General features: G+C 63.6%; 24 protein-coding genes. 18 read left to right on the top strand and 6 right to left on the bottom strand.

Translation table 11 applies throughout. The features are described 5' to 3' along the window. Positions 1-52 precede the first annotated feature (52 nt). Together CLV47_RS20695 and ybeY are read left to right on the top strand one after the other, a co-directional pair. Positions 53-1,144 (top strand): PhoH family protein, encoded by a 1,092-nt coding sequence (locus CLV47_RS20695; RefSeq protein WP_202862723.1) that lies wholly within the window; start codon positions 53-55, stop codon positions 1,142-1,144. After that, entirely contained in the window at positions 1,141-1,638 is a 498-nt protein-coding gene (gene ybeY, locus CLV47_RS20690; RefSeq protein WP_106351025.1) for an rRNA maturation RNase YbeY, read from the top strand. Before CLV47_RS20695 ends, ybeY begins: the two co-directional genes overlap by 4 nt. A gap of 7 nt (positions 1,639-1,645) precedes the next feature. Here the strand turns inward: ybeY and CLV47_RS20685 are convergent, their stop codons facing one another. Then, on the bottom strand, positions 1,646-3,106 hold the full coding sequence (locus tag CLV47_RS20685) for a catalase (protein WP_106351024.1): 1,461 nt from the start codon (positions 3,104-3,106) through the stop codon (positions 1,646-1,648). Positions 3,107-3,155: 49 nt separating this feature from the next. Beyond that, positions 3,156-3,602 (bottom strand): Fur family transcriptional regulator, encoded by a 447-nt coding sequence (locus CLV47_RS20680; RefSeq protein ID WP_106351023.1) that lies wholly within the window; start codon positions 3,600-3,602, stop codon positions 3,156-3,158. An 83-nt stretch (positions 3,603-3,685) separates the two neighbouring features. Between CLV47_RS20680 and era the strand changes: the two genes are divergently transcribed. From era to CLV47_RS20660, 4 genes are read left to right on the top strand one after another with little or no spacing between them, the layout of a single operon-like run. Further along, positions 3,686-4,606 carry a GTPase Era gene (gene era / locus CLV47_RS20675; protein WP_106351044.1) on the top strand — a complete coding sequence of 307 codons (921 nt, stop codon included), beginning with the start codon at positions 3,686-3,688 and terminating at the stop codon, positions 4,604-4,606. 2 nt (positions 4,607-4,608) lie between these two features. Continuing rightward, positions 4,609-5,118 carry a hypothetical protein gene (locus CLV47_RS20670; protein WP_106351022.1) on the top strand — a complete coding sequence of 170 codons (510 nt, stop codon included), beginning with the start codon at positions 4,609-4,611 and terminating at the stop codon, positions 5,116-5,118. A gap of 31 nt (positions 5,119-5,149) precedes the next feature. Then, on the top strand, positions 5,150-5,974 hold the full coding sequence (gene recO, locus CLV47_RS20665; RefSeq protein ID WP_106351021.1) for a DNA repair protein RecO: 825 nt from the start codon (positions 5,150-5,152) through the stop codon (positions 5,972-5,974). Further along, positions 5,956-6,741: an isoprenyl transferase gene (locus tag CLV47_RS20660; RefSeq protein WP_106351020.1), complete on the top strand. Its 786-nt coding sequence runs from the start codon at positions 5,956-5,958 to the stop codon at positions 6,739-6,741. Before recO ends, CLV47_RS20660 begins: the two co-directional genes overlap by 19 nt. Here the strand turns inward: CLV47_RS20660 and CLV47_RS20655 are convergent. Genes CLV47_RS20655 through CLV47_RS20640 form a run of 4 tightly spaced genes read right to left on the bottom strand, consistent with a single transcriptional unit; the run spans position 6,738 to position 9,752 of the window. Then, on the bottom strand, positions 6,738-7,103 hold the full coding sequence (locus tag CLV47_RS20655; protein WP_177557587.1) for an ArsR/SmtB family transcription factor: 366 nt from the start codon (positions 7,101-7,103) through the stop codon (positions 6,738-6,740). The genes CLV47_RS20660 and CLV47_RS20655 overlap by 4 nt on opposite strands. Positions 7,104-7,117: 14 nt before the next feature. Next, positions 7,118-7,978 carry a metal ABC transporter permease gene (locus CLV47_RS20650; protein WP_106351018.1) on the bottom strand — a complete coding sequence of 287 codons (861 nt, stop codon included), beginning with the start codon at positions 7,976-7,978 and terminating at the stop codon, positions 7,118-7,120. After that, positions 7,975-8,826 (bottom strand): metal ABC transporter ATP-binding protein, encoded by an 852-nt coding sequence (locus CLV47_RS20645; protein ID WP_202862722.1) that lies wholly within the window; start codon positions 8,824-8,826, stop codon positions 7,975-7,977. Before CLV47_RS20645 ends, CLV47_RS20650 begins: the two co-directional genes overlap by 4 nt. Next, positions 8,823-9,752, bottom strand: a complete 930-nt coding sequence (locus CLV47_RS20640; protein WP_106351017.1) for a metal ABC transporter substrate-binding protein — start codon at positions 9,750-9,752, stop codon at positions 8,823-8,825. Before CLV47_RS20640 ends, CLV47_RS20645 begins: the two co-directional genes overlap by 4 nt. Before the next feature lie 92 nt (positions 9,753-9,844). On the opposite strand from CLV47_RS20640, the gene CLV47_RS20635 reads away from it, so the two are divergent. The 12 genes from CLV47_RS20635 to CLV47_RS20580 all read left to right on the top strand — a co-directional run. Beyond that, positions 9,845-10,213 carry an antibiotic biosynthesis monooxygenase family protein gene (locus CLV47_RS20635; RefSeq protein WP_106351016.1) on the top strand — a complete coding sequence of 123 codons (369 nt, stop codon included), beginning with the start codon at positions 9,845-9,847 and terminating at the stop codon, positions 10,211-10,213. Positions 10,214-10,353: 140 nt separating this feature from the next. Further along, positions 10,354-10,962: an Rv0361 family membrane protein gene (locus CLV47_RS20630; RefSeq protein WP_146135477.1), complete on the top strand. Its 609-nt coding sequence runs from the start codon at positions 10,354-10,356 to the stop codon at positions 10,960-10,962. After that, entirely contained in the window at positions 10,952-11,494 is a 543-nt protein-coding gene (locus CLV47_RS20625; RefSeq protein WP_146135476.1) for a hypothetical protein, read from the top strand. The genes CLV47_RS20630 and CLV47_RS20625 overlap by 11 nt, the downstream gene beginning before the upstream one ends. Before the next feature lie 69 nt (positions 11,495-11,563). Then, a complete protein-coding gene (locus CLV47_RS20620; protein WP_106351013.1) occupies positions 11,564-12,559 on the top strand; it encodes a hypothetical protein in 996 nt (331 codons plus the stop codon). 185 nt (positions 12,560-12,744) lie between these two features. Then, positions 12,745-14,136, top strand: a complete 1,392-nt coding sequence (locus CLV47_RS20615) for a glycine--tRNA ligase (RefSeq protein ID WP_202862721.1) — start codon at positions 12,745-12,747, stop codon at positions 14,134-14,136. 39 nt (positions 14,137-14,175) lie between these two features. Then, on the top strand, positions 14,176-14,943 hold the full coding sequence (locus CLV47_RS22260; protein WP_177557585.1) for a hypothetical protein: 768 nt from the start codon (positions 14,176-14,178) through the stop codon (positions 14,941-14,943). Beyond that, positions 14,931-16,088, top strand: coding sequence for a tRNA dihydrouridine synthase DusB (gene dusB / locus CLV47_RS20605; RefSeq protein ID WP_106351012.1), 1,158 nt, complete (start codon positions 14,931-14,933; stop codon positions 16,086-16,088). The genes CLV47_RS22260 and dusB overlap by 13 nt, the downstream gene beginning before the upstream one ends. Positions 16,089-16,200: 112 nt before the next feature. Continuing rightward, the gene (locus tag CLV47_RS20600) at positions 16,201-16,821 is read left to right on the top strand and encodes a YdcF family protein (RefSeq protein WP_106351011.1); all 621 of its coding nucleotides are present in this window, start codon (positions 16,201-16,203) and stop codon (positions 16,819-16,821) included. A 33-nt stretch (positions 16,822-16,854) separates the two neighbouring features. Beyond that, complete coding sequence (locus CLV47_RS20595; RefSeq protein ID WP_106351041.1) at positions 16,855-18,105, top strand: deoxyguanosinetriphosphate triphosphohydrolase; 1,251 nt, start codon at positions 16,855-16,857, stop codon at positions 18,103-18,105. 13 nt (positions 18,106-18,118) lie between these two features. Beyond that, positions 18,119-20,023, top strand: coding sequence for a DNA primase (gene dnaG / locus CLV47_RS20590; RefSeq protein WP_106351040.1), 1,905 nt, complete (start codon positions 18,119-18,121; stop codon positions 20,021-20,023). Beyond that, on the top strand, positions 20,024-20,557 hold the full coding sequence (locus CLV47_RS20585; RefSeq protein WP_106351010.1) for a hypothetical protein: 534 nt from the start codon (positions 20,024-20,026) through the stop codon (positions 20,555-20,557). Positions 20,558-20,761: 204 nt separating this feature from the next. Next, positions 20,762-21,411, top strand: a 650-nt coding sequence (locus tag CLV47_RS20580) for a hypothetical protein (RefSeq protein WP_146135475.1), incomplete at its 3' end; no start/stop codon positions are given.

Genomic DNA, 21,411 nt, shown 5'->3' with positions numbered 1-21,411 from the left:
TGCTATCTACACTGGTTTAACTACCGAACACCGCGTTAATACGCGCCAAGCCATGAAAGTGAAGGCCGCCGCACTCGTGCCCCGTACTGATAAGCAGCAATCTGATCATGCCAGCCACGATGAGCCGCAGCCTGATGTCGTCACCACCGCATCACTAGAAATCCCGTCCACTACACCGATGGTGTCCATTCTCGGTGTGCGCGACGAGCTACTGCGGGTAATCGAAGCATCCGTCGGCGCGCAGGTGCACGTGCGCGGCAACACCGTCACGTTGAGCGGTCCGGCCGGTGAGGTGGCGTTCGCTGAGCGAGTGTTCGACGAGCTGCTCGCGTTAGTCGACTCCGGCCACGGTATGACCGCGGACGCCGTACGCCGCACGATCGACATGTTGCGCAACGGCTCGTCAGAGCGTCCCGCCGACGTGCTGAGCTTCAATATTCTTTCCCGTCGCGGACGAGCGATCAGACCCAAGACCGTCAACCAGAAGCGGTACGTCGACGCGATCGACGAAAACACGATCACGTTCGGCATCGGCCCGGCCGGCACCGGCAAGACCTACCTTGCCATGGCAAAAGCGGTGCAGGCTCTGCAAAACAAGGAAGCTAACCGCATCATCCTGACCCGGCCGGCCGTCGAGGCAGGGGAGCGGCTCGGCTTCTTGCCCGGCACCTTGTACGAGAAGATCGACCCTTATCTGCGACCCTTGTACGACGCCCTGCACGACATGATCGACCCCGAGTCGATCCCGCGGTTGATGGCCGCCGGCACCATCGAGGTCGCGCCGCTGGCATACATGCGGGGCCGGACGCTCAACGACGCCTTCATCATCCTCGACGAGGCGCAGAACAGCACCGCCGAGCAGATGAAGATGTTTCTGACCCGCCTTGGCTTCGGTGCGAAGATCGTCGTCACCGGCGACGTGACCCAGATCGACCTTCCCGGCGGGCAGAAGTCGGGACTGCGCGTCGTACGCAGCATCCTGGATGGCCTCGACGACATCAAGTTCGTCGAGTTGACGAGCACCGACGTCGTACGGCACCGGCTTGTTGGCGACATCGTCGATGCGTACGCGCGCTTTGATGAGGATGCCGCGTCGGGCCCGCCGACGAGAAGCTCGAACGGCGAGCCGAGGCGGCACGCATGAGTGTAGAGATCAGCAACGAGTCGACCGTGCCGGTCGGCGAGGCGAAGCTGTCCGCGCTCGCGTCGTTCGTGATGGGTGAACTGAAGGTCCACCCACTTGCCGAGCTGTCGGTGCTCATAGTCGACGTCGAGCACATGTCGTCACTAAACGAGCGGTGGATGGGTGAGGAAGGACCGACCGATGTGCTGGCTTTCCCGATGGACGAGCTGAGCACCGAAGGCCGGCCGGGCGTCGCGCCCGCGGACATCGACGACGACGAGGAGGACGATGACCCGAAGTTGCTCGGCGACATCGTGTTGTGCCCGGCCGTCGCGATCTCGCAGGCCTCAGCGGCAGGGCACTCGTTCGAGGACGAGCTGCACATGCTCACGACACATGGGATCTTGCACCTGCTCGGTTATGACCACATGGAGCCCGACGACGAGCGGGAGATGTTCGGATTACAGTCCGAACTGCTCGGCAAGTGGCGTGCTGCCCTCGCCGAGCAGTCCTAACTGACAGTTACTTCGTGCCCTTGACGAGCGCGTCGATCGCGGAGCCCGCGTCGGGGGCGACGTTGGTCCAGTATTCGATGGCCCGCTTGTAGACGGCGTCGGTCACCGTTCCGAGCGCACCGGCGACGGTGTGGTGCAGGCGATCGCGAGCACCGTCGTCGAACACCTTGGTGTAGAGCGTGTTCGGCTGGACGAAGTCGCTGTCCTCGGAGTGCAAGGAGTACGCCGCGCGCAGCAGCTCGCCGTCGACTGCCCATGCCTCTTCGGAGTCGCCCGGGCCGTCGGAGTAGGCGCGGCCCTTGGAGTTGGGCGCGTACGTCGGCTGGCTGCCCGAGTGGTCATAGGCCATCGCACCGTCGAACATGTAGGTGTCGACCGGTACCTTCGGCCGGTTGACCGGCAGCTGGTGGAAATTGGTGCCGATCCGGTTGCGCTGTGCGTCGCTGTAGGCGAACACGCGGCCAAGCAGCATCTTGTCGGGGCTGAAGCCGATGCCGGGCACCCGGTTGGACGGCGAGAACGCGGCTTGCTCGATCTGCGCGAAGTAGTTGTCCGGGTTGCGGTTAAGGGTCCAGGTCCCGACCTTGATGCGCGGGTAGTCCGCGTGCGGCCACACCTTTGTCAGGTCGAACGGGTTGAACCGGTACGACGCGGCATCTTCGTAGGGCATGACCTGCACCTCGACGCTCCACGTCGGGAAGTTGCCCTTCTCGATGTTTTCGTACAGGTCGCGGATGTGGTAGTCCGGGTCCTCGGCGCGCAGCTGGGCAGCCTCATCGTTAGTGAGCGTCTCGATGCCCTGCTGGGTCTTGAAGTGGTACTTGACCCAGAACTTCTCGCCGTTCGCGTTGACCCATTGGTAGGTGTGCGACCCAAAGCCGTCCTGGTTGCGCCAGCTACGCGGAATGCCGCGATCGCCCATGAGCCAGGTGACCTGGTGCGCCGTCTCGGGGTTGAGAGTCCAGAAGTCCCACTGCATATCGGCCGAGCGCAGGTGGCTGCCGGCCAACCGCTTCTGCGAACGGATGAAGTGCGGAAACTTGATCGCGTCACGGATGAAGAAGATCGGCGTGTTGTTGCCGACGAGGTCGTAGTTGCCTTCGTCGGTGTAGAACTTCATCGCGAAACCACGCGGGTCGCGCACCGTGTCGGTGGAGCCGGCCTCGAGCGCTACGGTCGAGAAGCGGACCAGGCTCTCGGTCTTGGCGCCCTTCTGGAACAGGGAGGCCTTGGTGTACTGCGAGACATCCTCGGTTACTTCGAGGGTGCCGAATGCGCCGCCGCCCTTGGCGTGCGGCTGACGCTCGGGAACCTTCTCGCGGTTGAAATGGGCCATCTGGTCGATGAAGTGGTGGTCATGCAGGAGGATCGGTCCGTTGGATCCGATCGTCAGCGAGTTGCGATCGCTCGGCGCCGGGGCTCCGGTCGCCGTGGTCGAGCCAGTCGCCTGTGGATCTGTACTGGTCACTGTGGTTCCTTTCAGTGGTGCTCAGTTACTAGCGGATAATTACGGTTCGTCAGTTTTGGGGAAGCGCAGACGAGACGTGTGCGCAGTCCGCGCACAGCCCCCAGTAGATGACTTCGGCCTCGTCGAGCACGAACCCGTGGTCGTCGTCCGGTTCGATGCATGGGGCCGCGCCGTGGGCGCAGTCGACATCAAGGATCTTTCTGCAGGAGCGGCAGATCAGGTGATGGTGGTTGTCGGCCACGCGCAACTCGTATAGGGCCGAACTTCCCGCCGGCTGGATCTTGCGTAGCAGGCCAGCCTCAGACAGGGCCTTGAGTACGTCGTACACCGCCTGCGTCGATACCTTGCCAATCTGACCGGTGACCCGATCGCGGATCTGGTCCGCATCGAGATGTTCGCGCCGCTCGATCACTTGGAGTACGGCGACCCGCTGGACCGTCGTACGAAGACCGGCCGCGGCCAGTCGTTCGCGCGGAGTTGGTGCTGCGGGGTCCATGGCTCAAGTCTAGCGCTAATCTGGAATGAGTCAATAATTGGCAGGCCGAGTGCGGCGTGGCGACCAGATAGACTGTGCAGACCATGACAGCTCACCCCACACCGCCGCACCGGTCCGGATTCATCAGCTTCGTCGGGCGGCCCAACGCGGGCAAGTCGACCCTCACCAACGCCCTCGTCGGCGAGAAGATTGCAATCATCAGCGATAAGCCACAAACCACCCGCCGGGCAATCCGCGGCATCGTCAACCGCGACGACGCGCAGATCGTGATCGTCGATACCCCAGGCGTACACCGGCCTCGCACGTTACTCGGGGAACGGCTCAACGACGTCGTCACCCACACCCTCGCCGAGGTCGACCTGATTGGCTTTTGCCTGCCAGCTAACGAAAAGATCGGGCCAGGTGATAGATACATCGCGCGCAGTCTGCGGGATAGCACCAAAGCACCGGTTATCGCGATCGTCACCAAGACCGACCTGGGCAAGCCCAAGCAGATCGCCGAGGCGCTGTTGCGAGTGCAGACCTTGCAAGAAGATCTTGGACGCGAGTTCGCCGAGATCATTCCGGTCTCGGCGGCCGCAGACTTCCAAGTCGACACGCTCTGCTCGATCATCGCCGGACGGCTGCCGGAGGGCCCGAAGCTGTTTCTCGATGGTGAGCGCACCGACGAGAGCCAGCAGTCATTGATTGAGGAGTTCATCCGTGAGGCGGCCCTGGAAGAGGCCCGCGAGGAGTTGCCGCACTCGATCGCGGTCAGTGTGTCTGAGATGCTGCCGCGGGACGACTCGGATGTCATCGACGTACATGCCACGCTGTATGTCGAGCGGTCCAGCCAGAAGCCGATTCTGCTGGGGCACCGCGGCAGCCGGATCAAACACATCGGTACGACGGCTCGCAAACAGATCGAGTCTCGACTGAACATGCGGATCTATCTGCATCTGCACATCTCGGTGCTCGCCGAGTGGCAGCGTGACCCGAAGAAGATAGATCGGCTCGGACTGTAAATATGGCTGCGAAGTTAGATATGGCTCCGCTCGCGGCGGACTTCCTTACCAACTGGCTCGACGCCGCCTGGCTCGGCCTGATCGTCATCGTCGTGCTCGCCGCGGTCGGAGTGTGGCTCGCCCTTAAGGACCGTAAGCGCAAGGCGGCGTTGACCGCTGACGCCGAACCAGGACACTGGAGCGCCGACTGCATCGATCCGCTCAACGCGCGCACACCGATGTTCGTGGTGGTCGACTCCAAAGGTTTCAAGCTGGTTCACAGCCGCACCGGAGCCGCACTTGTCAAACCGTGGTCGCAAGTGAGAGACGTCTCGATCGCGACCCACAAGATGCGGTTGAAGAACTATATCGGCCTGACGGTGTCACTGCCCGACGACGAATCGGTCGACCTGCTTTTCCTGGCCGGCGCCGGCAAGGATGCCTACGCGCGCGGCGCCGAACAAGCGCACTCGGAATTTCGTCGACGACTTAACGCGACGCGAATTGACCGCGAGCCACCCGAGCCTCAGTGACCAGACGTGACATCGGTGCGAAAATGGCGACGTGACTTTATATCGTGACGAAGGCGTCGTGTTGCGCCTGCACAAGCTCGGCGAGGCTGACCGCATCGTCACGGTGCTGACCCGTCGCACCGGCAAGGTGCGCGCGGTCGCCAAAGGGGTACGCCGTACCTCATCGCGCTTCGGTGCCCGGCTCGAACCAGGTAGCCACATCGACGCACAGTTCTTCCTCGGCAAGTCGCTCGACATCGTCACCCAGGTCGAAAGCATTCGTCCGTACGGCGCGCAGATCGTCGATGACTACCCGCGACATACCGCGGGCGCGGCGATCCTTGAGGCCGCCGATCGGCTCAGCGGCGAGGAGCGTGAACCGTCGCTGCGGCTGTACCTTCTACTGATTGGCGCTCTTCGATCCCTTGCAGAAAAGGAGAAATCGCCCCGCCTCGTTCTTGATGCGTTTCTCGTGCGCGGGATGTCCGTGGCCGGCTGGGAACCTGCTCTCGACTCGTGCGCGCGTTGCGACAAGCCGGGCCGGCACCGACGCTACTCGGTCGAGAGCGGTGGTACGACGTGCATCGCGTGCGCCGTACCCCGCGCCGTGACGGTGCTCGCCGAGACGCCCGCCTACATCGAGGCGCTGCTGACCGGTGACTGGGTCGAGGCGGAGGCCGCGGTCCCACGTGTGCGCCGCGAGGCCAGCGGCGTACTGGCAGCGCACATGCAGTGGCACCTCGAACGATCGCTGCGCTCCCTGCCGTACGTCGAGCGTGAGGCGCGCGAGGCGATGGACGGCACACCAGCGGTCGAGGAGCTGGCCGGGCGAGTGCCGGTCGATTCAGCGGATCTCGCATGGCCGGTGACTACGTGAGCCGGACGCCGCCGCGCCGTTCACCCACCCCGCACTCGTCCGGTGCGGTCGCGCCGCAGATCCCCCGAGAGCAGCTGCCCGAGCACGTCGCGATCGTGATGGACGGTAACGGCCGATGGGCCAAGGACCGCGGCCTGCCGCGCACAGAGGGACATGCGGCGGGCGAGAGCTCATTGTTCGACGTCGTCGAAGGCGCGATCGAAGTCGGCGTGAAATGGGTGTCCGCATATGCATTCTCGACCGAGAACTGGCGACGTTCCCCCGAAGAGGTCCGATACCTCATGGGATTCAACCGCGACGTCATCCGCCGCAGGCGAGATGAGATGAACGACCTCGGCGTACGGGTCCGGTGGGCAGGTCGTCGCCCACGGTTGTGGCGGTCGGTCATCAAGGAGCTCGAGATCGCCGAAGAACTGACCAAGCGCAACGATGTCTGCACGTTGACCATGTGCGTCAACTACGGCGGCCGCGCAGAGATCGCGGACGCCGCCGTCGCGATCGCGCGTGAGGTCAAGGCGGGCAGGCTCGATCCGGAGAAAATCACCGAAAAGACGATCTCGCGATACCTCGACGAGCCGGACATGCCCGATGTGGACCTGTTTATCCGCTCGTCAGGAGAGCAGCGGATCAGCAACTTCCTGCTGTGGCAGTCGGCGTACGCCGAATTAATGTTCGTCGATACCCGCTGGCCGGACTTCGACCGGCTAGATCTGTGGGATGCGTGTCTTCAGTTCGCCGGCCGGGAACGGCGCTTCGGCAAAGCCTAGCTGGCCGGGTCGGGTTCCTGGCTGTGGGTGACCGCGTCGTTGACGATGTGCGCAATGTGGTCGTCGGCGAGGCGATACTCGACTTCGCGGCCCCGTCGTTCACCGATCACGACGCCCGCGCCGCGCAGGATGCGTAGATGCTGGGACACGAGCGGTTGCGCTACGTCGAGGGCCTCGACGAGCTCGTGGACGCACAGCGCACCGTGTTCGTCGAGTAGCGAGACCAGCTGAGCGCGGATCGGCGCCGAGAGCGCGCGCAGCAACTCGCTGGCGGCGGCAAACGTCGCGGTCGTGCCGCGAGTGCTCTTCAGCGGTTCAAGCAGGTGATCGTGCGCGGGCTGGTGGAGGTCGTCCTCGGTCACTGCTCGGTTACCTCTCACGTAGCTTGGGCCACCGGCTCGGTTGTCGCGTCGATGGCGTGGCGTCGGCGGAAAAGCCGCTCGCGCGCCCGGCTGGCAAGCGCACACAGGAAAAATACCCCGATCGCGACGACCACAATCAGGGAGCCGGGACCAACGTTAACCGGATAGGCGAGTAGGACGCCTGCCAGCGTGACCACGACGCCGATCCCGATCGCTGCTGCGAAGGTGCTCGCGAACGACCCGGTGAGCTGTTGCGCGGATGCAACCGGCAAGACGAGCAGCGCGCTGACAAGAAGCAGCCCGACGACCCGCATCGCCACCGACACGGTGACCGCGGCCGTCATTGCCAGCAGGATGTTGAGCAGCATGACCGGTACGCCGCCCACCCGGGCGAACTCTTCGTCGTGGCTGGTGGCGAACAGTGCGCGGCGCAAGCCGATGGTGACCAGCAGGACGAACGCCGCCAACACCGCGGTGACGATGATGTCACTGTTGTTGACGGTGAGGATCGAGCCGAACAAGTAGGACTGGACGTTGATCGAGCTGTCACCGTTAATCGAGATGAGCAGAGCACCAGTCGCGATGCCGCCGTAGAACAAGATTGCCAGCGCCATGTCGCCGCTGGTCTTGGCGCGCGACCGCATGACCTCCATCGCGATCGCGCCGGCGGCGGACACGACGACCGCGACCAACACCGGCGACGTACCAAGGAGGATCCCCAGTCCGACGCCTGCAAACGCGACGTGCCCGATTCCATCGCCCATCAACGAGAGTTTCTTTTGCACGAGGTAAGTGCCGACCGCCGGCGCGCATAGTCCGACGAGGACTGCGGCGATGAGCGCCCGCTGCATAAAGGGATAGGTCAGGTAGCTCATCGGTCCACCTTCTCGCCATCTGAGGCCGGACTCATCGGATCGTTGATGAGCAGCGCAGCACGCTGATATGGCTGGTCGTCCTCGTCGTGCGGATGCACATGATCGTGGCCCTGATCGGGTACGGCGTGCTCGACGGGGGCGTCGGCGGGCGCCCCGTTGTACTGCACCATTCCGCCGCGTAATCCGACCACATGAGTGATCAGCGGCGCGATCGGACCGAGTTCGTGTAAGACGATGACGATGGTGCGTCCCTGCCCGCGCAGGTGTTGGAGCGTCGTCGCGAGCGAGTCTTGCTGCTCGATGTCGACTCCTGCGAGCGGTTCGTCGAGGATGAGCAACTCGGGCTGGCGGGCGAGGGCCCGGGCGATGAGCACTCGTTGCTGTTGCCCCCCGGACAGCTGCGCGACGCTCCGGTGGCGCAAGTCGGCAACATCGACGGCATCCATCGCCTCGAGGACCGCCTTCTTGTCTGCGGCCCGCCGGATGCTGAACAGCCCTTGTTGCCGACCGGAGGTGACGATTTCCTGGACGGTCGCCGGTACGCCGGACGCCGCGGTGATGCGTTGCGGCACGTAGCCGATGCGCGAACGCTGATTGAACCGGCGGATCGGCGTGCCGAAAAGCTCGATTGACCCGGACTGCGCTTCGATGAGCCCCACGATCGTCTTGATGATGGTCGACTTGCCGGAGCCGTTGGGCCCGAGTATCGCAACGACCTCACCGGAGTGGACATCGAAGCTGACCCCGCGCAGCGCCTGCGTCGTACCCATACGCACGTGCACGTCGCTCACCGAGACCACAGGGGTCTCGATGCCCGTCGCGTGCGGATCCAGTCGAGTGTTGGTCACGAACACCCAAGTGCTTTCCTGAGTGCTGCGAGGTTGGCTTGCATGATCGTGATGTAGTCCTCACCTTTATGCGCGATCTCGATCGGCGAGAGCACCGCGGTCTGTGCGCCGACCTCCGACGCGATTGTCTCGGCGTACTTCGGGTTGACTGCCTCCTCAAAGAAGATCGTAGTGACTCCGTGCTCTTGCGCGAATGTCTTGACTTCAGTCATCCGCTGCGGCGACGGCTCGTTGTCCGGAGACAGGCCGGCGATACTGACTTGGGTAAGCCCATACTGCTCGGCGAGATACCCGAACGCGTTGTGAGTCGTGACGATCGACGTACGTTCGCAGTTTGCCAGGCCGGTCTTGTACGCCGAATCGAGGGCATCAAGTTTCTTGATCAGCGTCGCGGTGTTCTGCTTATAGGTTGCCGCGTGAGCTTTGTCGATCTTCACTAGCCGATCGCCAACCGCCGTCGCCATCTTTTTCATGAGTACCGGATCGAGCCAGATGTGTGGGTCTTTGCCTGCCTTGCCGTTTTCCTGGCCGATCTCCTTGTAACCGCCCTTCAGGGTGGTGACGGTTGCCAGGTTGAGGCCGTGCTCGCTGTTATTGTTTGCGACCGCATTATCGAGCGCCGGCATGATGCCTTTGATGTAAATCACGAGGCCCGCGTCGGTGACCTTCGCGACCTGCTTCCCGGTGATCTCCATATCGTGCGGTTCCGCGCCGGGCTGCGCGACGCTTGTGACGTGGATGTCGTTGCCGCCGATCGACGTAGCGAGGAACTCTTGGGGATAGAAACCAACGACCACGTTGGGCTTTCCGTCGGACGTGGCGCCTGCGGAGGAACAGCCGGTGAGTGCGGACGCGGCAACACCGAGCGCGGCGGAAAGCGCCACGACGGCGACAGCATGTCGGGAAGACCTACGAGAGAAGTTCATGGTCGATACAGTCGTGCACGCGAGAATTTATTGTCAAAGCTGCATGTATGCATATCTCAGTGCTCAACGCCGCGCCGTAAGGAATTCATCCCATGCTTGCCATCGTCAGAATCGACCAGCCGTCCGACGGCCCAGAGTTCATGGACAAGGCCGAGGCCGCCTTGGGCGCGTTTGCGGGCTGCAAAGGGTTCGAACGGGGCTGGTTCGCGCGCAGCACCGACGAACCGGGCGCCTGGGTGCTTGCGACCGTCTGGGACAGTTTCGGCTCCTACCGACGGGCATTGTCGGCGTACGACGTCAAGGTGCACGCGGCGCCGTTCATGTATGCCGCGCGCAATGAGCCCAGTGGCTTTGAACCGCGGTTGATTGCCGTGCCCGGGGCGGTCTCTCGGCGCGATGGGGATCTCTCGGATGACGCGCACCGCACCGACATCGGAGACTTCGGACCGCGTTCGAGGTGATTCCTCGTCTTCGGCCGAGACCGCTGGAACCAGACTTAGGCAGTGATTCGTCGGACTCTGCGATTGATGACCTCAACTAACAAATGATTCGTCCGGCACCAGCACCATTGTGCCGACCGAGATAGAAGAAGTGATATGCCATGACGCAGCCCCCTTACGGCCAACCGCCATACGATCCCCAGCACCCGTACGGTCCACCACCGCAGCAGCCTCAGTACGGCCAACCCCAGTACAGCCAGCCTCAGTATGGCCAGCCGCAGTATGGGTCGGGAGGCTTCGGGGGACCTCCTCCGCAGAAGAAGAGCGCGATGCCATGGATCATCACCGGCGCGATCGCTGTGGTAGCCGTAATTGGAGTCACTCTCGCGCTGGTTCTCACTGGCGGCAAAGGCGGCAAGGGCGGTGGTGGCGGTGGCGGTGATCAGTTCGCGAGTGACCCGGTCGCGGTAACCACGTCGTTTATGGAAGCGGCCAAAGCCGGGGATGCAAGTGAGGCAATGAAGTACGCCTGCGGCGAGCTCTACGACCAGATCAAGAAGAGTGGTGACAATCCCAAAGGCACCACGGGGATGAAGTACACGGTTTCGCAAGATGCCAATATCAATGGCGACAAGGCGACGGTGGATGTTGAGCTGAAGTACAACATGGAAGCCGGATCTGGAAATGACTACAACGCCCCAGGCACCACGACGGTGACCGTGAACTTGGAAAAGCACAGCGGGTCGTGGAAGGTGTGCAGTGTCAAATAACTTTCCGCAACCTACTAACGGGCAGCCGTCTACTAACCGGTTGCCGATCATCCTCGCGGCGTTGATCGCCGTCGCTGGGCTCGCCGTGGCGCTTGTCATCATTGTCGTGAGCAAGACCGGAACGAATCCCGATCCCAAAGCCGGTGGCGCGGATCCCGGCAGCCAGTCAAACCAGACAAGCCAGACAAGCCAGACCCAGTCGTCGAGCTCCAGCAGTTCGACCGGAAACCAGTCCGCCTCGAATCAGCCGATCGATCCCGTCGAGGGATACCTCGCCGCGGTAGAGAACGACGACAAAGACACTGGATTGACATACTTGTGTTCGTCGTACAAGTCGGTGATGGAAAGCGATACCTCAGACTTCGGTTCGAAGAAGGGTGTCACCTTCAGTCACGGTGAGCCGACGCTTGATTCCGACACCAGCGGCACGGTCGACGTGACGGCGTCGTATCAGGGCCAGACGCTGACCGTCGTCTATCAACTGGAGGTTGAAGGCGGCGAATGGAAAATTTGTGATATCAAGCAGAAATAGCGTCAACCAGGCCACTTACTGCCATATGTCCCGATAACCTCATCTGACTGAAACTATTAAGGATCAAAAGTGACGCAACCCCCGTACGGCTCTGACCCTAACCACCCGGGCACCCATAGTCAGGACCCCAATCCATACGGTCAGAACCCACCGCTCAACCCGGATGGCAGTCCCCAGCAGGGCGACGTACCCGGCTGGACACCGGCCCCCACCGAAGGCGGATCCGGATACCAGGGCCTGCCCAGCGATCCGTACGGCCAGCAGGGCCAGTATGGGCAGTCGGATCCCTATGGCCAAGGCCAGCAGGGCCAATACGGACAGCAGGACCCTTACGCTCAGCAGGGTCAGTATGGCCAGCCGGGCCAGGATCCCTACGGGCAACAGGGTCAGTACGGCCAGCCCGGCCAATACGGACAGCAAGGCCAGTACGGCCAGCCCGGTCAGTATGGCCAGCCGGCGTACGGCGGCCCTCCCGGTGGGCCCGGCGGCGCGCCGCAGAAGAAGAGCCCGCTCCCATGGATCATCACCGCCGTCGTCGCAGTTGTCGCGGTCGCGGCTGCGGTGCTCATCATCGTGCTGAACAAGAACAGTTCGCCCGATCGCAAAACGGCCGGCGGCGGCGAATCGAGCAGCCAGTCGCAGGAACAGACCAGCAGCGAGAATGGTCCCACCTCAGGTAGCGACGAAAGCGGCTCCAGCGGGAGTGGATCCTCGTCGGACTCGGGCAGCAGCGGTAGCAGTGCGGAACTCGACCTCGCGCAGGCCGAGGACGACGCACAGACATTCGTCGACGATCTGTCGACGCAGAATTACAACGGCGCAAAGCTCTATGTGTGCTCGGCGGATAAGGACACGTTCGACAGCGCGGCTGCGAACGGTACGTTCGACAGCTACAAGGGGTTGACGCTCGTCGTCAAAGATTCCAAGCAGACCGGCGACACGATGGCCACCGTCAACGTCACCGACGACAAGGGATCCGGCGCGATCCCGATCCCGATGTCCTATATCGGTTCGCTGTGGTACGTCTGTCCCTCCGACCAGCCCAACGTCGACTACGGCGGCTAGTCGTCCGGATGTGAGTAACAGAGCATCTCCAGATTCGGGAGCGACGTCGTAACGTCGCTCCCGATTTGCGTGCGAGACGACAAAACCCGGTCGCTACGTGTGGGCGATGCCAGGTAGGATCGTTTGGTTACGCACCAATCATTTCGGGTTATTCCCGCCGACCGCCAGCCGGATGGAGCACCACCGTGAGCGCCTCAAACGCCGCCAAGATCGATACCGTCGTCAGCCTCTGCAAGCGACGTGGGTTCGTCTACCCCAGCAGCGAGATCTACGGCGGTCAGCGAGCAGCCTGGGACTACGGGCCGTTGGGCGTCGAGCTCAAAGAAAACCTCAAGCGGCAATGGTGGAAGTCGATGGTTACCGGCCGCGACGACATCGTCGGTCTCGATTCCTCGGTCATCTTGGCCCGTGAGGTGTGGACCGCGTCCGGGCACGTCGAGGCGTTCGTCGATCCGCTCGTTGAATGCCAGTCGTGCCACCGTCGGTTCCGGGCCGATCATCTTGAAGAGGCCTACGAAGAGAAGAAGGGGCGACTACCGGAAAACGGTCTCGCCGATATCGCATGCTCCAACTGCGGCACGAAGGGGCAGTGGACCGACCCGAAGATGTTCAATGGCCTGTTGCGCACGCATCTGGGACCGGTCGAGACGGAGGAGGGTCTTGCCTACCTGCGTCCGGAGACGGCCCAGGGAATCTTCATCAACTTCGGCCAGGTGCTTCAGTCTTCGCGTAAGAAGCCGCCGTTCGGCATCGCCCAGCAGGGCAAGTCGTTTCGCAACGAGATCACGCCCGGCAACTTTATTTTCCGCACCCGCGAGTTCGAGCAGATGGAGATGGAGTTCTTCGTCAAGCCCGGTACTGACGAGGAGTGGCATGAGACGTGGCTGGCGGAGCGAAAGAACTGGTATCTCGACCTCGGCATCGCCGAGGACAACCTGCGGTTGTTCGAGCACCCGAAGGAAAAACTTTCGCACTACTCCAAACGCACCGTCGACATCGAGTACCGGTTCGGCTTCCAAGGCTCAGAGTGGGGTGAGCTTGAGGGCGTTGCCAACCGCACCGATTTCGACCTCAAGACGCACTCGAAACACTCCGGCGCCGACTTGACCTTTTTCGACCAGGAGAGCAACGAGCGCTGGACGCCGTACGTCATCGAGCCGGCAGCCGGCGTCGGGCGCGCGATGATGGCGTTCATGCTCGACGCGTTCCGGGTCGACGAAGCGCCCAACGCAAAAGGCAAGATGGAGTCGCGAACCGTACTCGGCCTGGATGCTCGGCTCGCGCCGGTCAAGGCAGCGGTGCTACCGCTCTCGCGCAACTCTGATCTGTCGCCGAAGGCGCGCGACGTCGCGGCGCTCCTGCGCAAGCACTGGAACATCGACTTCGACGACGCTGGAGCGATCGGGCGTCGTTACCGTCGCCAGGATGAGATCGGCACGCCATACTGCATCACCGTCGACTTCGACAGCCTCGCCGACGACGCCGTCACGGTCCGCGAGCGTGACACGATGCAGCAGGAACGCATCGGGATCGATGCGCTCCTCGGCTACTTGGGTTCACGGCTGCTGGGCGCCTGACGCTTCCAGCAGGTAATTTCGGCGGATGTGACGGACTAGATGACGCAGGGACCACCACCCGGCTACGGCCCGCGGCCCGGCTACGGGCCGCCACCGGGCTACGGGCCGCCACCGGGCTTCCGGCCGACGGGACGGCCGCCTGGTTACCCGCCGCCGGGCTATCCACCGCCAGGACCGCCGCGCGGTTACCCACCGCCGCCGCCTGGTTATCCGCCCGCTGCACCGCCGCGTGGCTACCCACCTCCGCCCGGACGGGCTCCAGCGCGACCGCAAGGGCAAGGGACCGGGGGACCGCACTCGGGGCCGACACACGCGGATCAGGGACCACGTCGTACGCCAGAGCAGCCACCGCCGCCTCCGGCGAGTGACCCGCACGACGACATCGACGAAGACCTCGCCCCGCGTTCGGGCAAGGTAGGGGACTTCCTGGAAGGGCAAGGCCAATACGGGCTGCGCGCCGGATGGCGAATATTGATGATCAGATATCCCGCGGACGAGTCGTTCATCGCCGCGGGCTTGACGATTCCAGCCGGCTACGCGTCCGCGATCGTCGGGGGGATGTTCACTAACAAGAGCGGCGGCTCGATTCAGTCGCCGCCGGTATCCGGGCTGTGCCTCCTGGACTCGCAAGGAGATGTGCACGCGCGTGCTACCGCGGTCCTCGACTCGCACCCCGGATTTCGCGAAGGGGAGGTCTTCGATGAGGAGACCATTGCCGGTCACGTGTTCTACCTAATCCCTAAGGAACTCGACGTCCAGGGAATTCAATGGCAGTCCGGAGGTGACCTACTCACATGGCTTCGATAACCACCACGCGCACAGATCCGAGCCGGCTCGCGTTCGGATCGATCGCGGTCGACCCGCCCGTCGTACTCGCCCCGATGGCCGGCATCACCACCAGCGCCTATCGCAGAGTCTGCCGGCAGTACGGCGCCGGGCTTTACGTCTCCGAGATGATCACCTCCCGCGCGCTCGTGGAACGAACGCCACTGACGATGGAGATGCTGAAGTTCCATCCGGATGAGTCGCCGCGCTCGGTCCAGCTCTATGCCACGGACCCAGCGATCGTGACCGAGGCCGTGCGGATCCTGATCGACGAGGACCGTGCCGACCACATCGACCTCAACATGGGCTGCCCCGTGCCCAAGGTGACTAAGAAGGGCGGCGGCGCGGCCCTGCCGTGGCGCCGTGAGTTGTTTCGGCGCATCATCCGCGGCGCCGTAGAGGCGGCGGGCGGGCGCGTGCCTGTCACCGTCAAGATGCGCAAAGGCATCGACGCCGAGCACCTCACCTATCTCGAGGCCGGCACGATTGCCCAAGAAGAGGGGATTACCGCGGTGGCACTGCACGGCCGCACCGCGGCGCAAATGTACGGCGATCACGCCGACTGGGACGCGATTGCCGCCCTGGTGCGAGAGCTGGACGTTCCGGTGCTGGGCAATGGCGATATCTGGGAGGCCGACGACGCGATCCGGATGGTTGAGCAGACCGGCTGCGCCGGAGTTGTCGTTGGCCGCGGCTGTCTTGGCCGGCCGTACCTGTTCGCCGACCTTGCCAACGCTTTCGCCGGGAGCACCGAACGAGTCCGACCCAGCTTGTCCCAGGTCGCGCACACCATGCGTCAGCACGCCGGCTGGATGGCCGACGACCTGGGGGAGCAGCGCGCCTCGCGGGATTTCCGCAAGCACGTCGCGTGGTATCTCAAGGGCTTCCGGGTCGGTTCGGACCTGCGTCAGCGCCTCGGGCTGATCGCGGACCTCGCCGACCTCGACCGGCAACTCGATCTGGTCTTGGATCAGCACGGTGACCAGGCCTATCCGGAGGAGATTCTGGGTCTTCCGAGGGGACGGGGCACCGGCCTGCGCAAAGTCTCACTGCCCGAAGGCTGGCTGGCGGATCGAGACAGCAGCGCGGTGCCGTTCGGCGCTGAGATCGGCATCTCCGGCGGCTAGCCGCCGGCTGAGAAAGGGCACCTGAGAAGGACGAATGGGTTGGCCCGGATTCACGTAGACTGATAGTGCCGTCGGCGCGTGTACATCTTTTCGGATTCTAAGGTCGGATTTCTTGGTAGGCAGAGTTGTTGGCCGCCTGGTCGCAGGCATTCTGGTCGGCATTCTGCTTGCCGTCGGGGGCGTCGCCTTCGCGGTATGGAAGGTGGCGCGCGACGACACGCGCCAGCACGCCGACACGATCGTCGTACTCGGATCCGCGCAGTACAACGGCACACCTTCGCCCAATTTCAAGTCCCGCCTCACCCACGCGCTCAGCCTTTATCAGGACGGCCTGGCCGACGTGATCGTCACCGTCGGTGGCAACCGCTCCGGTGACGAGTACACCGAGGCCGGAGCCGGTCGCAACTGGCTAATCAAGCAGGGCGTGCCCGCCGACGCAGTTGTCGCCGTACCTACCGGTAGCAACACGTTGCAGAGCGCAGTGGCACTCGGCAAGGAGTTCAAGCAGAAGGGCTGGACGGACACCATTGTGGTTACCGACCCGTGGCACACGCTGCGGGCCTCGGAGATGATCACCGCCGAGGGGATCACGACCTATATCTCACCCACCCGCTCCGGCCCGTCGGTGCAGACGCGGTCGACGGAGTTCCAATACATCTTGCGCGAGACCGCGGCGATTCTTTACTACGGACTCACCGGCAACTCCAACGAGACTGGACTGGGAATTGGTTAGGCGGGCGGCTCTGCTGGTATGGGCAGGGGCCTGATGTACGCCGATGCAGATCGTCAGCGGCTCGTCGTCGAGCCGGCCAAAGCCTCGTACGTCGAAGGCAGCAGTGGGCACTGGCGTTCGGAGTTCGCGCGTGACCGGGCTCGCATACTGCACAGCAGCGCGCTGCGCCGACTTGCCGGCAAGACTCAAGTCGTCGTCCCGTTTGAGGACGATTTCCCGCGCACCCGGCTGACGCACTCCCTTGAGGTCGCCCAGATCGCCCGTGAGATCGGCCAGGCGCTCGGCCTGGATCCCGACATCACTGATGCGGCGGGGTTGGCACACGACCTCGGCCATCCGCCATTTGGACACAACGGGGAGGACGCGCTCAACGCGATAAGCGGCGAGGCGGGCGGATTCGAGGGCAATGCGCAGACCCTGCGCGTGCTCGTCCGGCTTGAGGCCAAGATCGTGGACGGCGATATCGACGCGGGTCTTAACCTCACGCGTGCCGTACTCGACGCGACGTGCAAGTATCCCTGGCCGCGGCGCGACGGTTCAGCGAAGTTCGGTTTCTACGCCGACGATGCAGCGGCTTTCGGCTGGATGCGACGCGGCGCTCCCGAGGGAGCACGCTGCATCGAGGCGCAGGTCATGGACTGGTCTGACGACGTCGCCTACTCCGTGCACGACCTCGAGGACGGGATCACCAGCGGCCTGATCGACCTACGCGATGCGGCCAATGACGACACTTCCGACGATGTCTGCCGAATCGCCGCCCGTTACTACATCGACGCCGACACCGACTACCTCGCGGCAACGTTCGCCCGACTGCTCGCGTTTCCCGTGCTCCGCGAGGTCGCGTCGTATGGCCGCGACGCTGCCGCGTCGAGGTCCGGGCGTGTCGCGCTCAAGCGTGCAACGAGTGAACTGCTTGGTCGTTTCAGCTCGGCGGCCGTGACTTCGACTCGCGCGAGGTACGGCGACGCACCGTTGGCCAGATATGGCGCAGACCTCGTCGTACCGGCGCAAGTAGCCGCCGAATGCGCTCTGCTCAAGGCGTGCGCGTTTAAGTATGTGATGCAACGAGAGGGAGCGGACACGCTGCAGCGGCAACAACGAGAGATCATCACCGGACTTGCGACGGTATTGCGCGATTGTCCAGAGCATTTACGCGATCAGTATGCTGACGCGCACAGGCGTGCCGTCGACGACGCCGGCAGACTGCGAGCCGTCATCGACCAGATCGCCGAACTGACTGATGGCGCCGCAATTGCATGGCACCGGCGGCTGTGCGGAAACTAGACGAGAAATGGCAATGACCGGACTGATACGTAACGAAGACATCCAAGCGGTGCGCGAGCGCGCGCGGATCGCTGATGTCATTGGCGAATACGTCACGTTGCGCAATTCCGGAGGTGGCAACCTCAAGGGCCTATGCCCCTTCCACGACGAGAAGACACCGTCGTTCAGTGTGTCGCCTGGGCGTGGCTTCTTTTACTGCTTCGGATGCGCTGAGTCCGGAGACGTGATCTCGTTCATCCAGAAGATAGACCACGTTGGCTTCACCGAAGCGGTCGAGCAGCTCGCCAGCCGCGCCGGGATCCAGCTTCGATATGAGCAAGGCGCGGCCCGGCCGGAGCGGCGCACCGGCCAGCGTGCCCGGTTGATCGAGGCCAACAAGGCGGCAGTTGAGTTCTACCGCGAACAACTCGCCGCACCCGGACCGGCGGAGGTGGCGCGCGCATTCCTTGCTCAGCGAGGATTCGACCAACAATCGGCCCTCGCCTACAGCTGCGGTTTCGCTCCCGACGCGTGGGACGCGTTGACCAGGCACCTGCGCCAGGCCGGGTTCGCCGAGCAGGAGCTCGTCACCGTCGGGCTCAGCAGGCGGTCTGCTCGCGGGACGCTGATCGACCGGTTCCGTAAGCGGCTGTTGTGGCCGATCTTCGACCGGCACGGCGATCCCATCGGCTTTGGCGCACGTCGGCTGTTCGATGACGACCCAAGTGAGGCAAAGTACCTCAACACCTCAGAAACGCCGCTATATAAGAAAAGCACGGTCCTGTTTGGGATTGATAAAGCGCGGCGCGACATCGCCCGCAATCGCCAGGTCGTCGTTGTCGAGGGCTACACCGATGTGATGGCCTGTCACCTAGCCGGAATCCCGACCGCGGTTGCCTCTTGCGGCACCGCGTTCGGTTCCGAGCACATTAGTGTGATCCGTCAGTTGCTCATGGACAGCGACGTATTCCGGGGTGAGGTGATCTTCGTATTCGATGGTGACGAGGCGGGCCAGAAGGCTGCCCTCAAAGCGTTCTCGGACGATCAGAAGTTCACCGCGCAGACTTTCGTCGCCGTCGAGGGTGATGGGCGAGACCCGTGCGAACTGCGCCAGGACAGTGGCGATGCCGCGGTACGCGACCTGATCGCCCGGCGTACCCCGTTGGTCGAGTTCGCGATTGCGTCCAAGCTCAAGCTGCACAACCTCGACACCGTGGAGGGGCGCGTGCACGCGCTCGAGGAGACTGTTCCGCTGGTGGCGCAGATCAAAGACGTTGCGATCCGGGGCGAGTACGCCCGCAGGTTGGCTGGCCTCGTGGGAATCGATGATCCCAACCGGGTCGTCGCCCAGGTCCGGGCTTGGAAACCGGACCAGAGCAAGGCGCTGCGAACACCTGCTCGGCAGCAAGTGGCCGAGGCCACCGCCGAGCAGCCATCGATGCCGATGCCCAAGCGCACCGACCCGCGGTTACGGGCCGAACGAGAATCACTCAAGCTCGCGATGCAGTGGCCGCAACTGGCTGGACCGACGTTTGATGCGACCCAGGCTGATGCGTTCGGTCATCCGGCGTACGCCGCGCTTCGCGAGTCCATCGCTGCGGCGGGCGGCGTCGTCAGCGCCACCGACGTCACGGACTGGATCAGCCGGGTCTGTGCCGCGGCCACCGGGCCCAACGCGTCGCTGATCCGCACGCTGGCGACCGAGCTCTCCGTCGAGCCGCCCAACACGCCGAAGGATCCCGACCATCGCTATGTCACGTCGGTGATCGCGGCGCTGCAGATGCCTGCCGTGCACGGCAAGATCAGCGAGGTCAAGTCCAAGCTGCAACGCATCAACCCGCTCGAGGACACCGCCACGTACAACCGAATCTTTGGTGAGCTGGTCGCGCTCGAACAGTTGGCGCGCGCCCTACGCGAACAGTCTGCTGGAGGTATCTAGGTGGGACTACTCAAGAAGCTCAAGGAACGCCGGCCACCGGTACCGGAGTCCGCGGCACGGCACCTGGACCGCGACGAGCGCGCGCTTGCGTGGGCGCAGGCAACGACCGGGCAGGTTGTTGTGGCGACGCCGCAAGGGTTACACGTCGTAGGCACGGATGGACATCGGCTGATCGGCTGGCACGAGATCAGCAAGGGTGTCTGGAAAGACGGGCTGCTGAGCATCACCGAGTCCGAACCCATCGACGACCATCAGATCGTGGATCGGGCGCCATGGAGTCTGGCATTCGATGAACCTGGCAACGTGCCGGTGATCCTGCGTCAACGGGTCGAACGAAGCATCGTTACTACTCGCTACTACCGACTGAGCAACGGCGCGGTGTGGCTCATCGGTCGGAAGATTCCGGGGCGCGACGGTCTCGTGTGGCAGTACCGGGCCGAACGCGGACTGGACGTGTCCGATGCGACCACTAAGGCCGAGATCCTGGATGCACTCCGGATCGAGGACGAGGCGAGCCGCCCGGCCGATCTCTAGTCACTCGATCTGAGACCTCGTCCCGAGGTGACTTCGTACCCCCGTCATCCGTGAGTGAAGGCGCTCGCGACGACACCCTCCATACATCACCCACGATCCGCGGCAAATATCCCGGCGATCCGCGGCAAAATACACTGATATACAAGGAAAGAAGCCACGCTCAGGTCTTGCGGTAGCGTGCCCCGGCGCGATACGATATAGCACATGCGTACGAGGAATAAGGTTCAGGCGGAACGGACTCAACCGCGCCTCGACCTGCCCTCGACACCCGCCGATGCCGGCGAGACTCTCCAGCCGCTAGGTCCGGTCACGAAAGCCGAGACGTTCGCGGCGACCCTCACCCAACTGGTCGACATCGAACACGCTGAAGCACTGCTCTACCGGGAGAAGCTCGCCCTGCGCAGCATCCTGCTCAGTACCGCCGACTATCAACTCATCGACCCCTCCGCCGTGCCCGGCGCCAGTCGCCGGCATGCGGGGGCCGACTGCCCCGACATCGGGTCCGACACGTGGCTGCAGAACATTGACCTCGCCGCCGCCGAACTCGCCGCCGCGACGCACATCAGTACCGGTACCGCGAAAAACCAGCTCGCCACCGCCAGCTACTACACCCGCCACTACGCCGTAGCGGTCGCCAGTCTCGACCCCGACGGTGACCCGTACCGCGGAATGAGCGCGCACAAGCTGGACCTGTTCACCGAGCACACCACCGACCTCACCAACACGGAGTTGGAGAAGGTCACGGTGCGGGTGCTGCCGCACGCGCACACCGACACTCCCGGCCAGTTCGCGCGGCGGCTACGTAAGGCGGTCATCGCGGTCACCGGCACCACGAAACAGCAGGAACGCCGCGC

Origin of the sequence: Antricoccus suffuscus (genome assembly GCF_003003235.1) — a bacterium.
GTDB classification, from domain to species: domain Bacteria; phylum Actinomycetota; class Actinomycetes; order Mycobacteriales; family Antricoccaceae; genus Antricoccus; species Antricoccus suffuscus.
The sequence above is the reverse complement of the archived record's forward strand: the minus strand, read 5'-3'. Positions and strand labels throughout refer to the sequence as shown.

Coding starts and splice junctions, on each gene's coding strand:
- CLV47_RS20640 (WP_106351017.1), bottom strand. CDS start 9,752: ATGAACTTCTCTCGTAGGTCTTCCCGACATGCTGTCGCCGTCGTGGCG.
- CLV47_RS20635 (WP_106351016.1), top strand. CDS start 9,845: ATGCTTGCCATCGTCAGAATCGACCAGCCGTCCGACGGCCCAGAGTTC.
- CLV47_RS20680 (WP_106351023.1), bottom strand. CDS start 3,602: ATGGACCCCGCAGCACCAACTCCGCGCGAACGACTGGCCGCGGCCGGT.
- CLV47_RS20595 (WP_106351041.1), top strand. CDS start 16,855: ATGTACGCCGATGCAGATCGTCAGCGGCTCGTCGTCGAGCCGGCCAAA.
- CLV47_RS20630 (WP_146135477.1), top strand. CDS start 10,354: ATGACGCAGCCCCCTTACGGCCAACCGCCATACGATCCCCAGCACCCG.
- ybeY (WP_106351025.1), top strand. CDS start 1,141: ATGAGTGTAGAGATCAGCAACGAGTCGACCGTGCCGGTCGGCGAGGCG.
- era (WP_106351044.1), top strand. CDS start 3,686: ATGACAGCTCACCCCACACCGCCGCACCGGTCCGGATTCATCAGCTTC.
- dusB (WP_106351012.1), top strand. CDS start 14,931: ATGGCTTCGATAACCACCACGCGCACAGATCCGAGCCGGCTCGCGTTC.
- CLV47_RS22260 (WP_177557585.1), top strand. CDS start 14,176: ATGACGCAGGGACCACCACCCGGCTACGGCCCGCGGCCCGGCTACGGG.
- CLV47_RS20660 (WP_106351020.1), top strand. CDS start 5,956: ATGGCCGGTGACTACGTGAGCCGGACGCCGCCGCGCCGTTCACCCACC.
- CLV47_RS20670 (WP_106351022.1), top strand. CDS start 4,609: ATGGCTGCGAAGTTAGATATGGCTCCGCTCGCGGCGGACTTCCTTACC.
- dnaG (WP_106351040.1), top strand. CDS start 18,119: ATGACCGGACTGATACGTAACGAAGACATCCAAGCGGTGCGCGAGCGC.
- CLV47_RS20650 (WP_106351018.1), bottom strand. CDS start 7,978: ATGAGCTACCTGACCTATCCCTTTATGCAGCGGGCGCTCATCGCCGCA.
- CLV47_RS20695 (WP_202862723.1), top strand. CDS start 53: ATGAAAGTGAAGGCCGCCGCACTCGTGCCCCGTACTGATAAGCAGCAA.